Below are 14,831 nucleotides of genomic sequence, written 5' to 3'. Positions count from 1 at the left end.
ATGAAGCGCCGGGGGCTGATTGAAAGGAGTAAGAGATGTCTTTTTCTCCTGTCAGTTGGTTGGTGATCGAGCCCCTCCTCGTCTTGCACCAGCTTGTTAAAGCCCGCGCCGTCCCCGTCCGACGGCGCGGGCTAATTTTGTTGCTATCTGATTTTCCGATTTGGCAAAGGAATGCGCATCCGGTGTGGTTATATTCATCACGATGGAAACCGCTGCGCTCTGGCCAGATCCGGTAGAGACGCCGAGGCGACCATCGGGCCCTCGTTGCAACGGCAAAATGGCTTCAGGGCCCGCTTCTCCCATCAGGCCCGCCCCTGCCCCCATAGGGAACAAAGTCGGCCCATTGACCACGCCGCCTGTTGCAAAGGGTGTCATGCCGCCGACGATGCCCTGTGATGCGGACGTACCCAGCAAGGAAGAAAGAAAGCCTTGCGCAAGATTTGAAACGCCGCCCGAGACCAACTCCCGCAAAGGGGCAATGCCTGCTGTCAAAAAGCCCTTACTGACATCCAGTGCGAGATTTCGAAAAATCTGTTCAAGACTACGGCCACCGATCAGGGCATCAGCCATCGCATCGCCAACCTTGTCACCCAGCATATCGGCCTGCTTTTTGGCGGCGTTGAGATCCCTGGTGAAGGACTTGAGATCGGCTTCCACTTCGATGACCGCTGTTTCCACGACTTCTGCGGACATGTCATTTCCTCTTTTCGTCAAAACTGTTGGGACTGCCCCTCATCGGGGAAAGCTTGTTGCAACTGATCAAGGGTCGCGCGATCAAAGGGAGGCGAAATCTGCTGATTCACCGCGAATGCCATACACACTTCCCGCGGGGTGGATTGCCAGAAGATCTCTGGCGTCCAACAAAGCCCCCGCAAGGCAATGGCAGAATATAAGGTCCACGGAAAAGCCACTTCTGCGACACCCGTATGCTGGCTTTCTGCTCCCCTCATGGTGTTTTTGGGGGGCTTGGTTCCGGGTTAAAGGTGAGTTGCAACAGCTCTACCAGTGCCACCGCCAAAGCACCCGCCCCTCCCTCGCAACGCATTGAGGCGGCTTGTCGATCAGAGACATCGTTGCCGCCCCCACGCAAGGCCACGCCCAAAATCCTGATAAGATCCGCGCTGCGGACCTGTCCATTGGAAAAACGGCCCGCCAATTCACCGATATTGGCAAGTCCCATCTTGTCTTCCAATTCGGCCAAGGCCCCGAAGGTCAGGCAAAGAGGATACGTCTTACCATCGAGGGTGAGATCAATCTCTCCGCGTCTTTTGTTTGCCAATTTCCTTGCTCCCCCTAAAGCGCTGTGAAGCTGAGGGCACCAGCGGATTCCATGGCGATCTCGAAGGTCAGTTCATTGTCATGCTGGCCGGAATATTCGAGTGCTGAAATCTGGAATGGCCCTTCCAATGTGCCAAAGTCTGGGATGATGACCTGCCACTGGACCGTTTCGCCTGAGAAAAACAAAGACCGCAAACGATCATCGCTTTCGCCATCCTTGAACAGGCCACTGCCAGACAGGCTTGCCCGCCGCATGCCGCCACCGGAGAGCAATTCGCGCCATTGCCCTGCGGATTCCGTGTGGGTGATGTCGACGCTTTCGGCATTGAAGGATAGGCTGCGCGCCCGCAGGCCCGCGACGGTGACAAAGGCGCTGTCGGCTTCGTTGCGCACTTTGAGCAAGAGGTCTTTACCGCGTTGTGCAGTCATGAAAAATCTCCAGAATTGGGTGAGAGGGACATCAATTGGCGTTCGGTTCAGTCACTGCACGCATTTGCAGCAGAGCTTGCAAAGCGCCATTGCGCGGGTCGGCACGGATTTCGCTGCTTTGGTGATGCAGATTGACCAGATGGTGGTTTGGAAGGGTCAGGTTTTCCCTTTGCATCAGGATTGAGAGCCTATCCAATATTGCCGTCAGTTGCCCACGACGATCAATCGCCGCCCAAACCGTAAGGATCAGGCGATGGTCTTCCCCATCATCAGTTCCGGTGCTCCAATCTCGCGACAGAGCTACTGCGAGAGTGACATAGGGAAAGGCGCTTTTGCGGGGCGCTTGGGCGTAAATCTTGGCGCCACCGAGCAAGTCGGTCAGACTTGTGTCTGCAATGAGGCACGCATGAGTGGCTGTTTCCAGTTGCGCGGCTGCAAGAGTCATGGCGAACGCCTCCTGTTGTTGGCGGATGCGGTGAGAATACGGGTGATCGAATGGTCTGCGGGCACATCCGGTGTGCCATAGTGGTGGGTTAGCAAATCGGACCCTGACAGGGTGATTTTTGCCCTCTCCTCTCTTTGCTCCAATTCAGACGTCAGAGTCAGCCCCGCGCGTTCGGCCTCAGCCAGCATGTCGCCCATCAGGTGCGGCGCGCATTTGGCAAGAAGTCTTTGCGTCAGTTGTTTGATGGCTTGGGCGCTAGAGACCATGACCAATCTCGCTTCGCACTTTAAGGATCAGCCAGTTCTTGCGGTGATCCGGGTCATGCATGGATTGGAGCGCATAGCTTTGCCCTCCTTCTTCGACATGCGCAATGCCATCGAGATCGCTGCGATACCGCATCACAAAGCTGATCTCTTCAGCATTGTCGATTTGGTCTGCGGCCAGATTTTGCCTCGACTGCGCGGACAGGATGCCAGCCCAAACTGTGGCAATGGTCTCAAGGCTTTCAGGTGTTTGCCAGTCTGCATTAGGCTCAGCTGGCTTTTTGAGGCAGATCCGATGACGCAAGGCTGACGGATCAAAGGCGAAGGAAGTGGCGTTTGTCTCGGTCATGGCATCCCTCACAGCCTTACAGCGCGATAGGGCGCGATCAATGGGGCAAGTGCCTTGGAGAGTGCGGGCAAAGAGCCGGGATCGGCAATCAGGCGGCGTTCATACCATTCGGCGGTGATCATCCGGATGGCTTGCAGCAAGGGCGCGGGCACCTCTTCTGCCGTTGCACCGAAGCCGGTTTCGACATCGAGTTGCAGGCGATAGCCAGCCAAGGCCACTTGACCGCCAATGGCGCGAATGGTTGCCGGGCCGCTTGGTTGGTTGATGCAAAAAGCTTCGCTGCCCAAATCCACCAAAACACCATCGGAAGACAGGAAAGCGGCACTGAGAATGGCGCCAAGCGGGGCGACAGGCAGGCTCATCACACGCTCGAACGGACAATCAAGAATAACCCGCCAGGTCTGGGTGATCAGATGCTGGCCGATCAACTGTTCCAGGTGGATGCGCGCACTGGTGAGGAAAGCACGCAGCAAATCGTCTTCCTCGCTATGGTCGATCTTCAGATAGGCCTTGATGTCAGACAGGCTGACGGGCTCGATCTGGGGTGGTGTCAATAAAGTCGCCGACATGCCGGATCTCCTCCGTGATTTGGTTGGATATTGGCAAAAAGAAGCCCCTGCCCTTTTCAAGTATGGAAGGAACAGAGGCCCAGTTGAGGGGCGGCAAGCCGCCCCTACGGGGAGGATCAGGCTGCGAAATTGAGCAATTTGATCGCGTCAAAATCCTGTACGCCACCGCCCACACGCTTGGTGGTGTAGAAGAGGACGTAAGGCTTGGCGGAGAATGGATCGCGCAGGATCCGCAGGCCAAGGCGGTCGACAATCAGATAGCCACGTTTGAAATCGCCAAAAGCGACTGCATTGGAGCTGGCGGCGATGTCCGGCATGTCTTCCGCTTCGGTGATGGCGAAGTTGAGCAGAGACGCCTTGGCACCAACGCCCGCTGGCGGCTGCCAGAGATAATTGCCGTCCGAGTCTTTCAGTTTGCGGATGGTGGCCTGCGTGCGGCGGTTCATCACAAATTGGGCATTCTGGCGATAGCCCGCCTTGAGGCTATAGATCAGCTCGATCAGGGCATCACCCGGATCGGAACTGGCAAAGGCCCCGGCGGCACCAGTCTTGATATGGCCCAGATTGCCCCAGCTCCAGGAGGCTTCATCGACGCTCGTTTCGGCCATGAAGCCTTTTGGTTTGTTGACGCCATCGCCATTGACGAAGGCTGCGCCTTCCTGCTGGGCAAAGGCTGCCTCCACTTCGGCCGCGATCCATTCTTCAATATTGATCGCCCCGTCATCCAGCAGGCTTGGGGTGGCTGCTGGCATTGCATAGAGTTCCATGGTTGGGAATGCCAGTTCCGACAGGGTGGAGGCGTCAGTCTGCGGGCGGGAAGCGGTTTCCCCCACCCAACCGACCGCTGGGCCGCTGATGGCGAATGGCTTTTTCAGCACCGAGCCGGAGACTTCCCGTACATCGGCGATGGCGCGAATGGGCGAAATGGCCGCCAGACGTTTGCCGACTTCGGCTTCGATCTGATCAGGCACCAAATAGCCGCCATCCGGATCGGACGTCGTCGCCATGGCCTTTGCTTCGAGCTGACGCAGATCCTGCTCAACACCAGAACGGATATAGCGATCAAAGGCGGTTTTGTGTTCCATGGAGTGGATTGTCTCCGCACCAGCCAAACGCGTATTGCCCCCAAGGCCCGGACGGCGGGATTTCAGCAGCAGGCCGTCAAGGGCGGCCTGCTGATCGTCAAGGGACTTCGAAATGCGGTTTACCTTGCTTTCGGTCAGCACATCGACGGAGCGTTTTTCGATCTGATCAAGACGCTCGTCATTGGCGTCCTTGAAGGCTTCAAAGGAGCGCAGGAACTCATCAAAGGCAGAGCCGAGATCGGCATCACCCAGCGATTTGGTTTCAGGAGCGGGCAGAATGGAATGATCCATTGGGTATCCCTCTTTTCAAATAGGTTGATTGATCAGCTGAGGAGACTACGGGTGGCCTTGTGCATGGAGAGCGTCAGCCGATGCAGTTGGGTCAGCTGGGATGGATAACCGGTGGAGACAGCGTCCTGCTTGCCTGTGAGACCGGAAAAGCCGTGCGCCAGAAGCGCCCGGGTCTGGGAACGAGACAACCCCGCGTCCTGCATGAGTTTTCGTTCCAAGGCGCGTTTGCTGAAGGGGCCATGGGCGGGGGCTCCGTCAGGAAAGCCGGATTTGACGGAAGATATCCGCGCATCCGGCTGCATGGGAAAGGTGACGACGGAGATTTCCCAAAGATCAAGCGCGAGCAAATGCCGCGCGCCGGATTTGGGGTCCTTGCGTCCCTTGAGGGTGCGAAAGCCGATGGAGAGACCGTCAAGAATGCCCGCCTGCATCATGGCGTGGACTTCTTGCGCCTTCCCGACATCGAGCGCCAATTGCCCCCGCACAAACAGCCCCCGTTCATCCTCGCGGATGGTCTTCCAGTGGCCGATTGGCTGGGCTGGATCATGCTGATAGAGCAGCTTGACGCCACCGATGCCGCGTTTGGACAGGCTCTCTCGAAAAGCGCCTTTGCGGATGATGTCGCGGCCAAGATCTTCCTTGCCAAACAGGCAGGCATAGCCTTCAAAAAGCCCCTTTTCGTCGACCTGATCCAGAGAGACGGCAATGGCTTTCTTTTCGCGAAGTTGGGAATGATGACGATTCATTGATCATCCTTTTTAAGTGAATTCAAATCGTTACATGCGTTTCTTGAATCAACCGATCACCATGAATCGGGCGCGTGCAACCGGAGGCTTGCTCAGATGGGCGTGCAGACGCTCAGCAAACTGGGCGAAGACTTCCCGATGCTGGTGCGAGCGAACAGACCAGCGCGATGAACTTGATTGTGGTTTATGGGTCCAGCAGACTGGTAATCCGCGCCACTTCCTCCACGAAGTCCTGAAAGCGCTGGTTGGACGCGGCCTGCTCTCTGAGGCTCCAAACCAACAAGGCACTGGCAGCACTGGCCCAGAGAAAGAGAGCCACATGGGCCAGATCGCCTTTGTTGGCAAAAATCTGCAAAGCATCGCCCACATCATGACCCTCCCTCGCCGTCTTCGGGATCACGTGTCTCCGGATCCGGCACGGATGGGGCATAGCCAACAGCGGCGCGTTTTTCATCATCGCTCAGGAAGGATGCATCGCCGACCCGCCGCCAAAGGGCTTCTCGTTCGCTGGCCAGAGCGGAGATTTGATCGAGATCGACTTTGAGATCAAACGGTGCGTCAAAGGCGGGCGACAGCCAGATGGCAAGGGATTGCAGGCATCGCGTGGCGAGTGGGAGGACAGTCTGGCGCCAGAATGCGCGGTTTGCTTCGGCGTAATTGGCATAGGTGTTGTCGCCGGGGATCCCCAGCAGCATCGGCGGCACGCCAAAGGCCAGAGCGATCTCGCGAGCAGCGCTGTTTTTCGCCTCGATAAAGTCCATGTCGCGGGGCGACATGCTCATGCTCTTCCAATCGAGCCCCCCTTCAAGCAGTAAGGGGCGACCGGCATTAAGCGCCCCCTGATAGCCTTCTTCCAACTCGCGTTTGAGGCGCTCAAATTGTTCATCACTCAGATTGCCTGCTTCATTGGCTGCATAGACCAGCGCACCGGACGGACGGGCGGAATTGTCGAGCAACGCCTTGTTCCAGCCCGCAGCCGCATTGTGAACATCAAGGCTCGTTTGCGCCGCTTCCAGAGGGCTGAGACCATAATGGTCATCATGGGGGTGGAACAAAGTCAGATGCAAAATCGGGTTGGTCGGCTGGCTATCGGTTTCCTGAACAAAGCGAACGGTCCTGCTGCCGACGCTATAGGCATAGGCTTCCGGCCAACCATCGCCCCCGGGGATCACCTTCATCCGGTCCGGGCGCAGGGCATGCAACTCGCGCAAGGCGCTGGCTCCATAGACCGCTTCGACATAGGCATTGCCCGAGACGAGCAAATGGCCAAACACCATTTCAAGCCAATCGACGCCCGCTTGGCCCTCATTGGGGCGACGCAGGAGAGCGAGCACTGGATGGTCATTCAACCGCTCGTCGCCGCATTGGCAAAGGATCTGCACCGAAGCAGCCGCTTCGGCGATCATCCGGATCGAGCGATAAACGATCGGGTTGCGGGCAAAACCTTGTTGCGCAAGCGCCCCATAATCGCGGGGCGTCCAGCGGGGGCGTCCGGTTTGATGCATCGCGACAATTGCCCCTGTGCGGGAGCTTTTGGCTTCCACTGTGTCTTCGCTTTGATCAATTGCATTGAGGCTTTTGGATGCGTTGGACCGCTCCGGCCCCTTCCAGGTCCAGCGAAACATGCGCGCTTCCTTTTGTTTGAATGGATTTTGCTGTTCTCCACCATCGACCGGATCGATGCAGAGGGCAGACTTGGGCGAGCCTCAAATGGCTCAGATGGTTCTGACTTTTGGCTGAGCCTGCCCGGTGAGGCAAAGATGGGTGACCGCCCAGACCATGGCATCCAACCGGTCAGGACTGCGTCCATCGGACAGGCCATTGACGCCAAAGTCACACATTTCGTCTTCCAGTTCTGACAGATTGCCGACATGGCGCACCCTGCCCTGCTCATAAAGAGCAGAGACCGGTTCGGCACGCAGATACTTTCCCCGACTTGCATGGACCGTGCGCACAGGCACGCTAGGATCGATATTGGCCAGAATGGTCGTGACCATTTCCCCGCCTTGATTGACTTCGGCCAGCACACAATCGGCCTGCAGTCGCTTGTACAGGCCAATCGCTTTGTTGGCCCAGGCGGTTGGGCTGAGTTGCCCTTCCGAGGCATCTTTTAGAATGTAGGCATGACCAGCTGTATCGAGACCTGCGGCGACGATGCCACAGGCATCGGCTTGCTTGGTTGACGTGGCTGGTGGGTCAATCGCGACGATGACCCGCTCCAGTGCGTCCGGTGGCCTCTCGACGCGCAAACGGTCGAGCTGCTCACGCTGCCAGAGCGCATCCGCCCGTTCCTCGATCAATTCGCCATCAAGTTCCTGTCGCCCCAGACGCGAGCCCTGATAGCGGCTGACGATGGTGTCGAGAAAGCCAGGTGCCAGATTGGCCAAGTTGGCCTTGGTCGGCGCATGGCTTGTCACGGTGCGCGGGTCCTTCAGAAGGCGCTTGAGTAAAGCGGTTGGGCGTGGTGTGGTCGTGACGATCTGACGAGGGCGCTCCCCCAATCTCAAACCAAACTGCAACATGTCCCATGTGGCGTCTGCCTGACGCCATTTGGCAAGTTCGTCGCCCCATGCGGCGTCAAATTGCGGCCCGCGCAGGCTTTCCGGGTCTTCCGCCGAGAAGGTCTGGGCAATCGCGCCATTCGGCCATTCGAGCCGACGTCGCGTCGCGTGCCATGTGGGCCGCTCGTCTCTGGTATGAATGGCCAAGAGGCCGGAAACACCCTCTACCATCACCTCGCGTGCATCGCCCAGGGTTTCCCCCACCAGAGCAATGCGCCCATGGGGCTGGGACGCAAAGGGTGCGCGCCCCAATGCCAGCGCCTTGATCCATTCTGCCCCGGTGCGGGTTTTGCCAGCGCCTCGACCTCCCATTACCAGCCATGTGGTCCAGTCGCCTTGGGGAGGCAGTTGGTCGGGCCGGGCCCAGATTTCCCAGTCACTCAGTAAAGCATTGAGTTCATCAATCGACAGGCTCGCCAGAAATTGGGCCCGATCCGCTTTGCTGCAATCGATCAAGGCGCTGCGCAAGGTCTTGGCGGAGGCGGTCAAGATCGAGTTGCTCTTCACTTCGCTCATTGACTTTGTCTCCGGCTTTGTTTGATTTGACGCTCTCTCCATCCCCGTCGCTCTCGGCGGGTTTTTGACTTGTCAGATCCATGATTTTGTCAAGCGTTCGGGCAATGGTGCCTAGCATACGGGCTTCTTTTTCATCGAACGCAGCCTCTCCGCTTTCATGCTGCTGTTCGAGATGGCGGATCTGCTGGTCCGTCGCGTTGAACAGCCGCTGTACCATGGTCAGATGGTCCTGCGCCTCTGCGCTGGCGGCTTTTGTCTTTTGTCCTCGTGCGGAGGCCCGTCTTGGCTGTTTTTGGGTCTCCTTTTGAGATGTCTGGTCCGCTGCGTCCTGCCGCCAGACTTTTGCCCGCCGATAGATCGTGTCGCGATGAACCCCAAATGCTTGTGCAATCTGGGCCACAGGCTTGTCGCCAACCTCCCAGGCACGCCGAATGGCTTGCCAGTCTCGTTCGTCCGACCTCTTCTTGCTCATGCATGTTCCTGATATAGCGCCCTTTGCCCCACCGCCCCGCTGTCCGGCGCGAGCCATGCTCAGCACCGTCCCGGAGATCCAGAGCGTAGCCACAAAAAAACCGCACCTAGGGGGCGCGGTTGTTCGAATGATTGCGGATCAACGCAATCCAAACAGCTCAGAGTGGTGAACTCTCGCACCTCTCCGACTGTACCTAATGTCTATACGACCTGCGTTCGCATGTCAACAATAATAATCGTTAAAGTTGTATTTTTAAATTGAGTAATCAATTTATCTTGCAATTTCAAGACTTTACTTTTCAAACAAATACAACCAATCACTCACTTGAGTGGCTTTGGTGGCTCGTCGTCTTCGAATCCGGGCCAAAAAACCACATGCTGCTCATATTCCTCTACCGCCATTCCATCTTCTGACACCACCTTGTCGCGCACCGAAATGCCAGCCTGATGGATGCTATCGGGATCGCGGGATACCAAGGGATGCCACCAATAAAGGTCAAAGCCCTCATCGAGCAGGCGATAGGCGCAAGTGGGTGGTAACCAGGATAGACTTTGCACCTTCTCGACATTCAGTGGCACGCAATCGGGCACGGTTTCCAGCCGGTTGTCATAATCCTTGCAGCGGCAGGTCTGATCATCCAGCAACGTGCAGGCAATGTTGGTCCAGATGATCTCGCCAGTGTCCCAGTCCTCAAGCTTGTTCAAACAGCAGCGGCCGCAGCCATCGCAAAGCGATTCCCATTCCGCTTTTGACATTTCCGACAGGCTTTTTCGCTGCCAGAACGGTTTGGTCTCAGCGTCGGCCTTGGATGCAGGTGTCAGGAAATCGTTGGAATCTGTCATGGATGAAAGTCCTGTTTTCGGTCAGCTCTGATGACTGGCCCGCTTTGCTTTGACTGTCAAGGGAGGAAGGCTTTTAGGGTCTGATTTCCCACTTGAGAGATTTCTTTTGCGTTTGCTTGGCATCAGGCTTGCACAGCACCCCCCAAATATGAAAAAACTCATACCTAAACTTTTAAACCTCAGTGAAGTTGCCCCGAATGTTGCGCGATCCGTATCAAAATAGGACAAAAACCAAGCTTAAGACCAAGCTTTTGGCGTTTGATGCCCTGATCGATACAGCTGTCTACCACTTCTGGGGCATGCTGGGACGCTTCATCGACACCAGCAACAGCTTCATGCGCCGCTTCTCGGTCAATGGCTGGAAATTCTGGCTGGTTCAGGCCCTGTCCGGTGGCTTGACGATGGCGGTGTTCGGCTCGATTTTCGCCCTTTCCCTTGCAATTTCGAATTTCGAGCTGACCGAGAATGGTTTGCCAGCTCAGGAAGACTATGCCGTTACCTTCCTTGATCGCTTTGGCAATGAAATCGGCACCCGCGGTATTTTGCAGGATGATTCCTTTGAATTGCAGGACCTGCCGGACCATTTCATCAAGGCGGTTCTTGCGACCGAGGACCGAAGATTCTTCGAACATTTCGGCATCGATTTCTTCGGTCTTGCCCGCGCGATGGTCGAAAATGCCCGCGCAGGCGGCGTGGTTCAGGGCGGCTCGACCCTTACGCAACAGTTGGCTAAGAATATTTTCCTAACCAACGAACGAACACTGAAACGCAAAATCGATGAGGCCTTTTTGTCTCTGTGGCTGGAAACCCATCTGACGAAACGAGAGATCCTCAAGCTTTATCTTGACCGCGCCTATATGGGTGGCGGCGCTTACGGCATTGCGGCGGCGGCAGAATTCTATTTCGGCAAATCGGCCAAGGATCTGACTTTGGCAGAATCGGCGATGCTGGCAGGCCTGTTCAAAGCGCCGACCAAATATGCCCCGCATGTCAATTTGCCACGGGCCCGTGCCCGCGCCAAGGAAGTGCTGATCAATATGGTTCAGGCTGGCTTCATGACAGAGGGTCAGATCGTTGGCGCCTTGCGTGATCCAGCAACACCGATTGACAAGAATGACGCGGAAACACCAAATCATTTCCTTGATTGGGCCTTTGACGAGGTCAAACGACTGGCGGGTAGTCAGCACCGGGTTCTGACCGTCAAGACCTCGATCGATATGACCTTGCAGAAGCAGTCAGAACAGGCGGTCAAGCGCGTTTTGCGTGAAAATGGCAAACAGGTTGGTGTAACCGAAGGTGCAGCCGTCCTGATGGAGCCGAATGGTGCCGTGGTGGCGATTGTCGGTGGTCGCGATTATGGCAAGAGCCAGTTCAACCGCGCAACCGATGCCAAACGACAACCTGGTTCTTCTTTCAAACCCTTTGTCTATACGACGGCCATGATGAATGGCTATACACCGAAATCCGTCATTCAGGATGCTCCGCTGACCATTGGTGACTGGTCGGTGCGTAACTATGGCCGCAGCTATGCCGGCCCGGTCACCCTGACCAATGCCCTCAAACGATCAATCAACACAGTGCCGGTTCGACTGGCACAGGCGATTGGCCGCGACAAGATAGTCGAGACTGCACACAAGATGGGGATCAAGTCCGAATTGTTGATCACCCGCTCGTTGCCGTTGGGGGCAGCCGAGGTTACGGTCATGGAAATGGCAACGGCCTATGCGGTGTTTGCCAATGGTGGCAAAAAGTCTGAACCGCATGCCGTGCTGCAGATGCTCGATAGCAAAGGCCGGGTCATCTTTGATCGCAAGCGTGACGTCAAGATCGAGCAGGTGATCCCGGAAGAAGCCATTGCTCGAATGAATCAGATGCTGGTCACGGTGGTTGAAAGCGGCACCGGGAGACGGGCACAATTGCCGGGCATTCGGGCAGCGGGCAAAACGGGTACGACAACCGGTTATAAGGATGCCTGGTTCTGTGGCTTCACCGGAAACTATTCTGCCGCTGTCTGGTTCGGCAATGACAACAACTCCTCGGCCTATAGAGGCAATACCGGCGGGCGCCTGCCAGCTATGACCTGGCAGGCCATCATGAGCGCCGCCCATCAGCAGATTGCCTTGAAGCCCCTGCCTTTCGTCGATGACGCGGATAGTCTACAGAAGCACAACAGCGCCATTCAGCTAGCCGCTGGCGGGCGGATCAAGGATCTCAAGACCAAGCGCGGCAACCAGCGTCTGAGTCCCGATGTGGTCAAGCAACTTGACACGCTTTCGGGCTTGTTCCGCTCAACTGAAGCGCAAAAGCTGAAGTCTTCGCCAACTCCTCAAGCCAGCAGCTTCGTGGGTGGACGGCAAAAACTCAGTGGCCTGATCCCGATGAAGTCCCCGACGCAAAGTGGCCTCATCGACCTGCAGGCCAACTGGAAAAACAACTGACACACCTGCACTTTTCGGGCACAAACTCTTGAATTGCACGTAGTCTTTTGCGCATTATTCCCAATCACCAATTGACCTTTCGGCAAATCCCTGTACGGATGTGAACTGAAACTCTTGCCGGGTTAATGCCCGGGCATGAAACAGGATTCTGATCTACAGGTCAGAATGACATTCGCGGAGCGCTGCAAGGATCGTATGGCGTGTTGTTGTTGAGGGACATACTTCTGTTCATCGTCGTTGCGGCGGGTCTGGGCACAGGCAGCGCCTTCTTTGCGGTCAACAATGCCGATCAGTTGGAGCAACTCAAGGTGGGGGCTTGGCGTTCTTGGCCAAACTCCATCGGACCGGATGCCAATCCCTACACAATCGCCGATCAGGCCCGCCGTGGCTCGGTGCCAATGGGTGCCGGAGAGGGTCTGGTTTTTGTTGCCACCAGCGATGACGACGGCACGCCGCTTGATGGTGCGTGCCAGTATGACATCCGCGGAGGACATCTACCCGCGCGACTTTGGAGCCTTTCCGTCCTGACAGAAAAGGGGGAGCTGATTGACAATCCCTCTCTGCGCTACAGCGTTCACAGCCGCAATGTGGCTTGGCTGAGTGGGCAGGAATTTGAGGTAACGACCGGGCCCGATGCCATGGGTGGCAACTGGTTGATGACCAATCCGGTGGGATCCTACTCGCTGGTTTTGCGACTCTATCAGACGTCGCTGACAACGGGAGTCGGATTGGGCGAAATCGAGTTGCCAAAGATTGCATGGGTGAGTTGCCAATGATCCGCGTTCTCTATGTCCTGGCAGCGGCACTCCTGACCGGTGTGCTCATTCACATCGGGACCATTTTCGCCCTTCCCTATTATTCGATCAATGATATCTGGCACCGGGTTCTGACCATGGGTCCGATGCACCGGGTGTTGGTTATCTCCGACCCTCATGAGGCGGTTGCCTTGTCGGACGATCTCGACCCGACCTTTGTCTATGGTCTTTGCCGAACCGACATTTCGGGTGCACCGATCGCCATGAAAGGGGATCTGCAAACCGACTTCTGGAGCCTCAATTATCTCGACCGCTATGGCCGCAGCCAATATAGCCTGACAAACGAAGTGTCTGGCCCGAATATCAATGTGATCCTAGGCACAAAGGGGCAATATCGTCTGCTCAGCGAGCGCCGTGATCTGATCGACGACACGACCATTGTCATTCAAGCCAACGACGATAAGGGGCTTTTGCTGCTGCGTGGCTTCGTTGATGATGAAAAGGAACGTGCGCGCCTCACCGAGGCAATGCGCCTTGTGTCTTGTGAACCACTCTGGGAAACCGAGGCCGGGCAGTAACCAGCACCGACCCGTGCCAAATCCGATCCGGCTCCCTATTTCACCAGATTGGGATCATCCTTGGCCCATTGGCGACGGCTGTAACGTGACCGTCGCTCTGCTGAGGCATCAGGATCGTTCGGCGCGGCATCCATTGCCCCATTCTGACGCTGGAAATCCTCTTCAAGACGTTTCAAAGCGCGGCTAGCATCCGCCACCTTGGGCGAAGGGGTTTCGACTTCGAGTCTCTTGATCGCATAGGCATAGGCGCGCATACGATATTGCAGCGCCCGCCAGACCCAGCCAATAAATCGTCGATTTTCGTCCACGCGAGCATAGGCATCTTCCAGTTGCCGGGGATCCATGTCGGACAGGCGGCTAAGGGCAGCCATCCGCTGCCGGTCCATTTCCAGCACCCGTTCGGCCACCGGTACGAAGCCAGCAAATGCCTCGCGGTCCTGATTTATGTCCGTTATCACCCGATCATATCGCACATGGTGGGAGGCATATTGTTCGGTTCGAAGGGCGCGATAGTAGTTTTTCGATTCAAAAGCGCTGTCGACTTCCTTGGTCAGACGCGTCCTCTGGGTTTCGGTCAGAACGTGAACCGTCACATCTCGAATGGAAAAGAGATTCCACAAATTAGGCGATACCCAATCCTTTGCGTGCGGCGGGCGGATCAGAATCCACGCCTTGTCACGCATCAGCTTTTCTTCATCCGTACGGTTGAAGTCAGAGTAAAGCTCACCTGAAAGCTTGGCCCGTGCCTCTCCACCCAGCTCCATCAAGCTTTCCGCGAAGCCATTCTTTGCTGGCCGGCCAAGATCTCCTTGCGTCGACGTGCATCCAACAAGGCCTGCACAAACGGCAATCATGATCATGCTGTTTGCCGTGAGGCGTCCAAGTGGCTTTTGTCTTTTGCCAGCAATTTTGTGTTGACTAATCAATGCTGCAACCAAACAGGTTCTCTTGCCTATAGTTGATCCGGGACCAACCAAGTTATACTTGCTTAACCGATTGGATCGAATCGCACGGTTTGATTGTTTCTCAGAAGCCCAAAGTTTCCAAGTCGCGATTGTCGAGCGTCTGGCGTTTGGTTTTATCTGTGGTTCGGTTGGTGGATAATTGTCCAGTCTTGATCATGGTTAACAAGAATTTAAAGTTTGCAGACCACGATTGCCGCGTTGGATTATTTCACATTACAAGCGTTCAGGATCAAGTGAATGTCGGTTAAG

Annotated in this window: 19 protein-coding genes; 3 read left to right on the top strand and 16 right to left on the bottom strand. The window is 56.2% G+C overall.

Translation table 11 applies throughout. The annotated features are described in order from the left end of the window. Positions 1-96: 96 nt before the first annotated feature. The 15 genes from DSD30_RS13590 to DSD30_RS13525 all read right to left on the bottom strand — a co-directional run bounded on the left by DSD30_RS13590 (position 97) and on the right by DSD30_RS13525 (position 9,846). Entirely contained in the window at positions 97-693 is a 597-nt protein-coding gene (locus DSD30_RS13590; protein WP_114010196.1) for a phage tail tape measure protein, read from the bottom strand. Between the two features lie 17 nt (positions 694-710). Then, a complete protein-coding gene (locus tag DSD30_RS13585) occupies positions 711-950 on the bottom strand; it encodes a phage tail assembly chaperone (RefSeq protein WP_114010195.1) in 240 nt (79 codons plus the stop codon). Then, a complete protein-coding gene (locus tag DSD30_RS13580) occupies positions 947-1,279 on the bottom strand; it encodes a gene transfer agent family protein (protein WP_157967709.1) in 333 nt (110 codons plus the stop codon). Before DSD30_RS13580 ends, DSD30_RS13585 begins: the two co-directional genes overlap by 4 nt. A 14-nt stretch (positions 1,280-1,293) precedes the next feature. Further along, on the bottom strand, positions 1,294-1,707 hold the full coding sequence (locus DSD30_RS13575; RefSeq protein ID WP_114010193.1) for a phage major tail protein, TP901-1 family: 414 nt from the start codon (positions 1,705-1,707) through the stop codon (positions 1,294-1,296). A 31-nt stretch (positions 1,708-1,738) separates the two neighbouring features. Next, entirely contained in the window at positions 1,739-2,152 is a 414-nt protein-coding gene (locus tag DSD30_RS13570) for a DUF3168 domain-containing protein (RefSeq protein WP_114010192.1), read from the bottom strand. Beyond that, positions 2,149-2,418, bottom strand: coding sequence for a hypothetical protein (locus tag DSD30_RS13565; protein WP_114010191.1), 270 nt, complete (start codon positions 2,416-2,418; stop codon positions 2,149-2,151). Before DSD30_RS13565 ends, DSD30_RS13570 begins: the two co-directional genes overlap by 4 nt. After that, positions 2,408-2,764 (bottom strand): phage head closure protein, encoded by a 357-nt coding sequence (locus DSD30_RS13560; protein WP_114010190.1) that lies wholly within the window; start codon positions 2,762-2,764, stop codon positions 2,408-2,410. The genes DSD30_RS13565 and DSD30_RS13560 overlap by 11 nt, the downstream gene beginning before the upstream one ends. Positions 2,765-2,772: 8 nt before the next feature. Beyond that, the gene (locus tag DSD30_RS13555; RefSeq protein WP_114010189.1) at positions 2,773-3,333 is read right to left on the bottom strand and encodes a head-tail connector protein; all 561 of its coding nucleotides are present in this window, start codon (positions 3,331-3,333) and stop codon (positions 2,773-2,775) included. Between the two features lie 116 nt (positions 3,334-3,449). Then, positions 3,450-4,709 carry a phage major capsid protein gene (locus tag DSD30_RS13550; RefSeq protein WP_114010188.1) on the bottom strand — a complete coding sequence of 420 codons (1,260 nt, stop codon included), beginning with the start codon at positions 4,707-4,709 and terminating at the stop codon, positions 3,450-3,452. 32 nt (positions 4,710-4,741) lie between these two features. Continuing rightward, entirely contained in the window at positions 4,742-5,455 is a 714-nt protein-coding gene (locus DSD30_RS13545) for an HK97 family phage prohead protease (protein WP_114010187.1), read from the bottom strand. A 184-nt stretch (positions 5,456-5,639) separates the two neighbouring features. Then, positions 5,640-5,822, bottom strand: coding sequence for a hypothetical protein (locus DSD30_RS13540; RefSeq protein WP_114010186.1), 183 nt, complete (start codon positions 5,820-5,822; stop codon positions 5,640-5,642). 1 nt (position 5,823) lies between these two features. After that, positions 5,824-7,080 carry a phage portal protein gene (locus tag DSD30_RS13535; RefSeq protein WP_245418473.1) on the bottom strand — a complete coding sequence of 419 codons (1,257 nt, stop codon included), beginning with the start codon at positions 7,078-7,080 and terminating at the stop codon, positions 5,824-5,826. A gap of 90 nt (positions 7,081-7,170) precedes the next feature. Continuing rightward, complete coding sequence (locus tag DSD30_RS13530) at positions 7,171-8,532, bottom strand: DNA-packaging protein (RefSeq protein ID WP_114010185.1); 1,362 nt, start codon at positions 8,530-8,532, stop codon at positions 7,171-7,173. Beyond that, positions 8,417-9,004 carry a hypothetical protein gene (locus DSD30_RS21575; protein WP_157967708.1) on the bottom strand — a complete coding sequence of 196 codons (588 nt, stop codon included), beginning with the start codon at positions 9,002-9,004 and terminating at the stop codon, positions 8,417-8,419. The genes DSD30_RS13530 and DSD30_RS21575 overlap by 116 nt, the downstream gene beginning before the upstream one ends. A gap of 320 nt (positions 9,005-9,324) precedes the next feature. Beyond that, positions 9,325-9,846 carry a YcgN family cysteine cluster protein gene (locus DSD30_RS13525; protein ID WP_114010184.1) on the bottom strand — a complete coding sequence of 174 codons (522 nt, stop codon included), beginning with the start codon at positions 9,844-9,846 and terminating at the stop codon, positions 9,325-9,327. Between the two features lie 251 nt (positions 9,847-10,097). Between DSD30_RS13525 and DSD30_RS13520 the strand changes: the two genes are divergently transcribed. From DSD30_RS13520 to DSD30_RS13510, 3 genes are all read left to right on the top strand, one after another. Further along, positions 10,098-12,284, top strand: coding sequence for a transglycosylase domain-containing protein (locus DSD30_RS13520; RefSeq protein ID WP_198662954.1), 2,187 nt, complete (start codon positions 10,098-10,100; stop codon positions 12,282-12,284). A 200-nt stretch (positions 12,285-12,484) separates the two neighbouring features. Continuing rightward, positions 12,485-13,060, top strand: coding sequence for a DUF1214 domain-containing protein (locus tag DSD30_RS13515; protein WP_114010182.1), 576 nt, complete (start codon positions 12,485-12,487; stop codon positions 13,058-13,060). Continuing rightward, complete coding sequence (locus DSD30_RS13510; RefSeq protein ID WP_114010181.1) at positions 13,057-13,617, top strand: DUF1254 domain-containing protein; 561 nt, start codon at positions 13,057-13,059, stop codon at positions 13,615-13,617. Before DSD30_RS13515 ends, DSD30_RS13510 begins: the two co-directional genes overlap by 4 nt. A 35-nt stretch (positions 13,618-13,652) precedes the next feature. Here the strand turns inward: DSD30_RS13510 and DSD30_RS13505 are convergent, their stop codons facing one another. Beyond that, on the bottom strand, positions 13,653-14,477 hold the full coding sequence (locus DSD30_RS13505; protein ID WP_138149159.1) for a hypothetical protein: 825 nt from the start codon (positions 14,475-14,477) through the stop codon (positions 13,653-13,655). Between the last annotated feature and the right edge of the window lie 354 nt (positions 14,478-14,831).

It is taken from the genome of Cohaesibacter intestini, from assembly GCF_003324485.1.
GTDB classification, from domain to species: domain Bacteria; phylum Pseudomonadota; class Alphaproteobacteria; order Rhizobiales; family Cohaesibacteraceae; genus Cohaesibacter; species Cohaesibacter intestini.
The sequence above is the reverse complement of the archived record's forward strand: the minus strand, read 5'-3'. Positions and strand labels throughout refer to the sequence as shown.

Bases quoted from the DNA above. Each gene is read 5' to 3' on its own strand.
- DSD30_RS13590 (WP_114010196.1), bottom strand. From the start codon at position 693: ATGTCCGCAGAAGTCGTGGAAACAGCGGTCATCGAAGTGGAAGCCGAT.
- DSD30_RS13585 (WP_114010195.1), bottom strand. From the start codon at position 950: ATGAGGGGAGCAGAAAGCCAGCATACGGGTGTCGCAGAAGTGGCTTTT.
- DSD30_RS13575 (WP_114010193.1), bottom strand. From the start codon at position 1,707: ATGACTGCACAACGCGGTAAAGACCTCTTGCTCAAAGTGCGCAACGAA.
- DSD30_RS13570 (WP_114010192.1), bottom strand. From the start codon at position 2,152: ATGACTCTTGCAGCCGCGCAACTGGAAACAGCCACTCATGCGTGCCTC.
- DSD30_RS13565 (WP_114010191.1), bottom strand. From the start codon at position 2,418: ATGGTCTCTAGCGCCCAAGCCATCAAACAACTGACGCAAAGACTTCTT.
- DSD30_RS13560 (WP_114010190.1), bottom strand. From the start codon at position 2,764: ATGACCGAGACAAACGCCACTTCCTTCGCCTTTGATCCGTCAGCCTTG.
- DSD30_RS13555 (WP_114010189.1), bottom strand. From the start codon at position 3,333: ATGTCGGCGACTTTATTGACACCACCCCAGATCGAGCCCGTCAGCCTG.
- DSD30_RS13550 (WP_114010188.1), bottom strand. From the start codon at position 4,709: ATGGATCATTCCATTCTGCCCGCTCCTGAAACCAAATCGCTGGGTGAT.
- DSD30_RS13545 (WP_114010187.1), bottom strand. From the start codon at position 5,455: ATGAATCGTCATCATTCCCAACTTCGCGAAAAGAAAGCCATTGCCGTC.
- DSD30_RS13535 (WP_245418473.1), bottom strand. From the start codon at position 7,080: ATGTTTCGCTGGACCTGGAAGGGGCCGGAGCGGTCCAACGCATCCAAA.
- DSD30_RS13530 (WP_114010185.1), bottom strand. From the start codon at position 8,532: ATGAGCGAAGTGAAGAGCAACTCGATCTTGACCGCCTCCGCCAAGACC.
- DSD30_RS21575 (WP_157967708.1), bottom strand. From the start codon at position 9,004: ATGAGCAAGAAGAGGTCGGACGAACGAGACTGGCAAGCCATTCGGCGT.
- DSD30_RS13525 (WP_114010184.1), bottom strand. From the start codon at position 9,846: ATGACAGATTCCAACGATTTCCTGACACCTGCATCCAAGGCCGACGCT.
- DSD30_RS13510 (WP_114010181.1), top strand. From the start codon at position 13,057: ATGATCCGCGTTCTCTATGTCCTGGCAGCGGCACTCCTGACCGGTGTG.
- DSD30_RS13505 (WP_138149159.1), bottom strand. From the start codon at position 14,477: ATGATCATGATTGCCGTTTGTGCAGGCCTTGTTGGATGCACGTCGACG.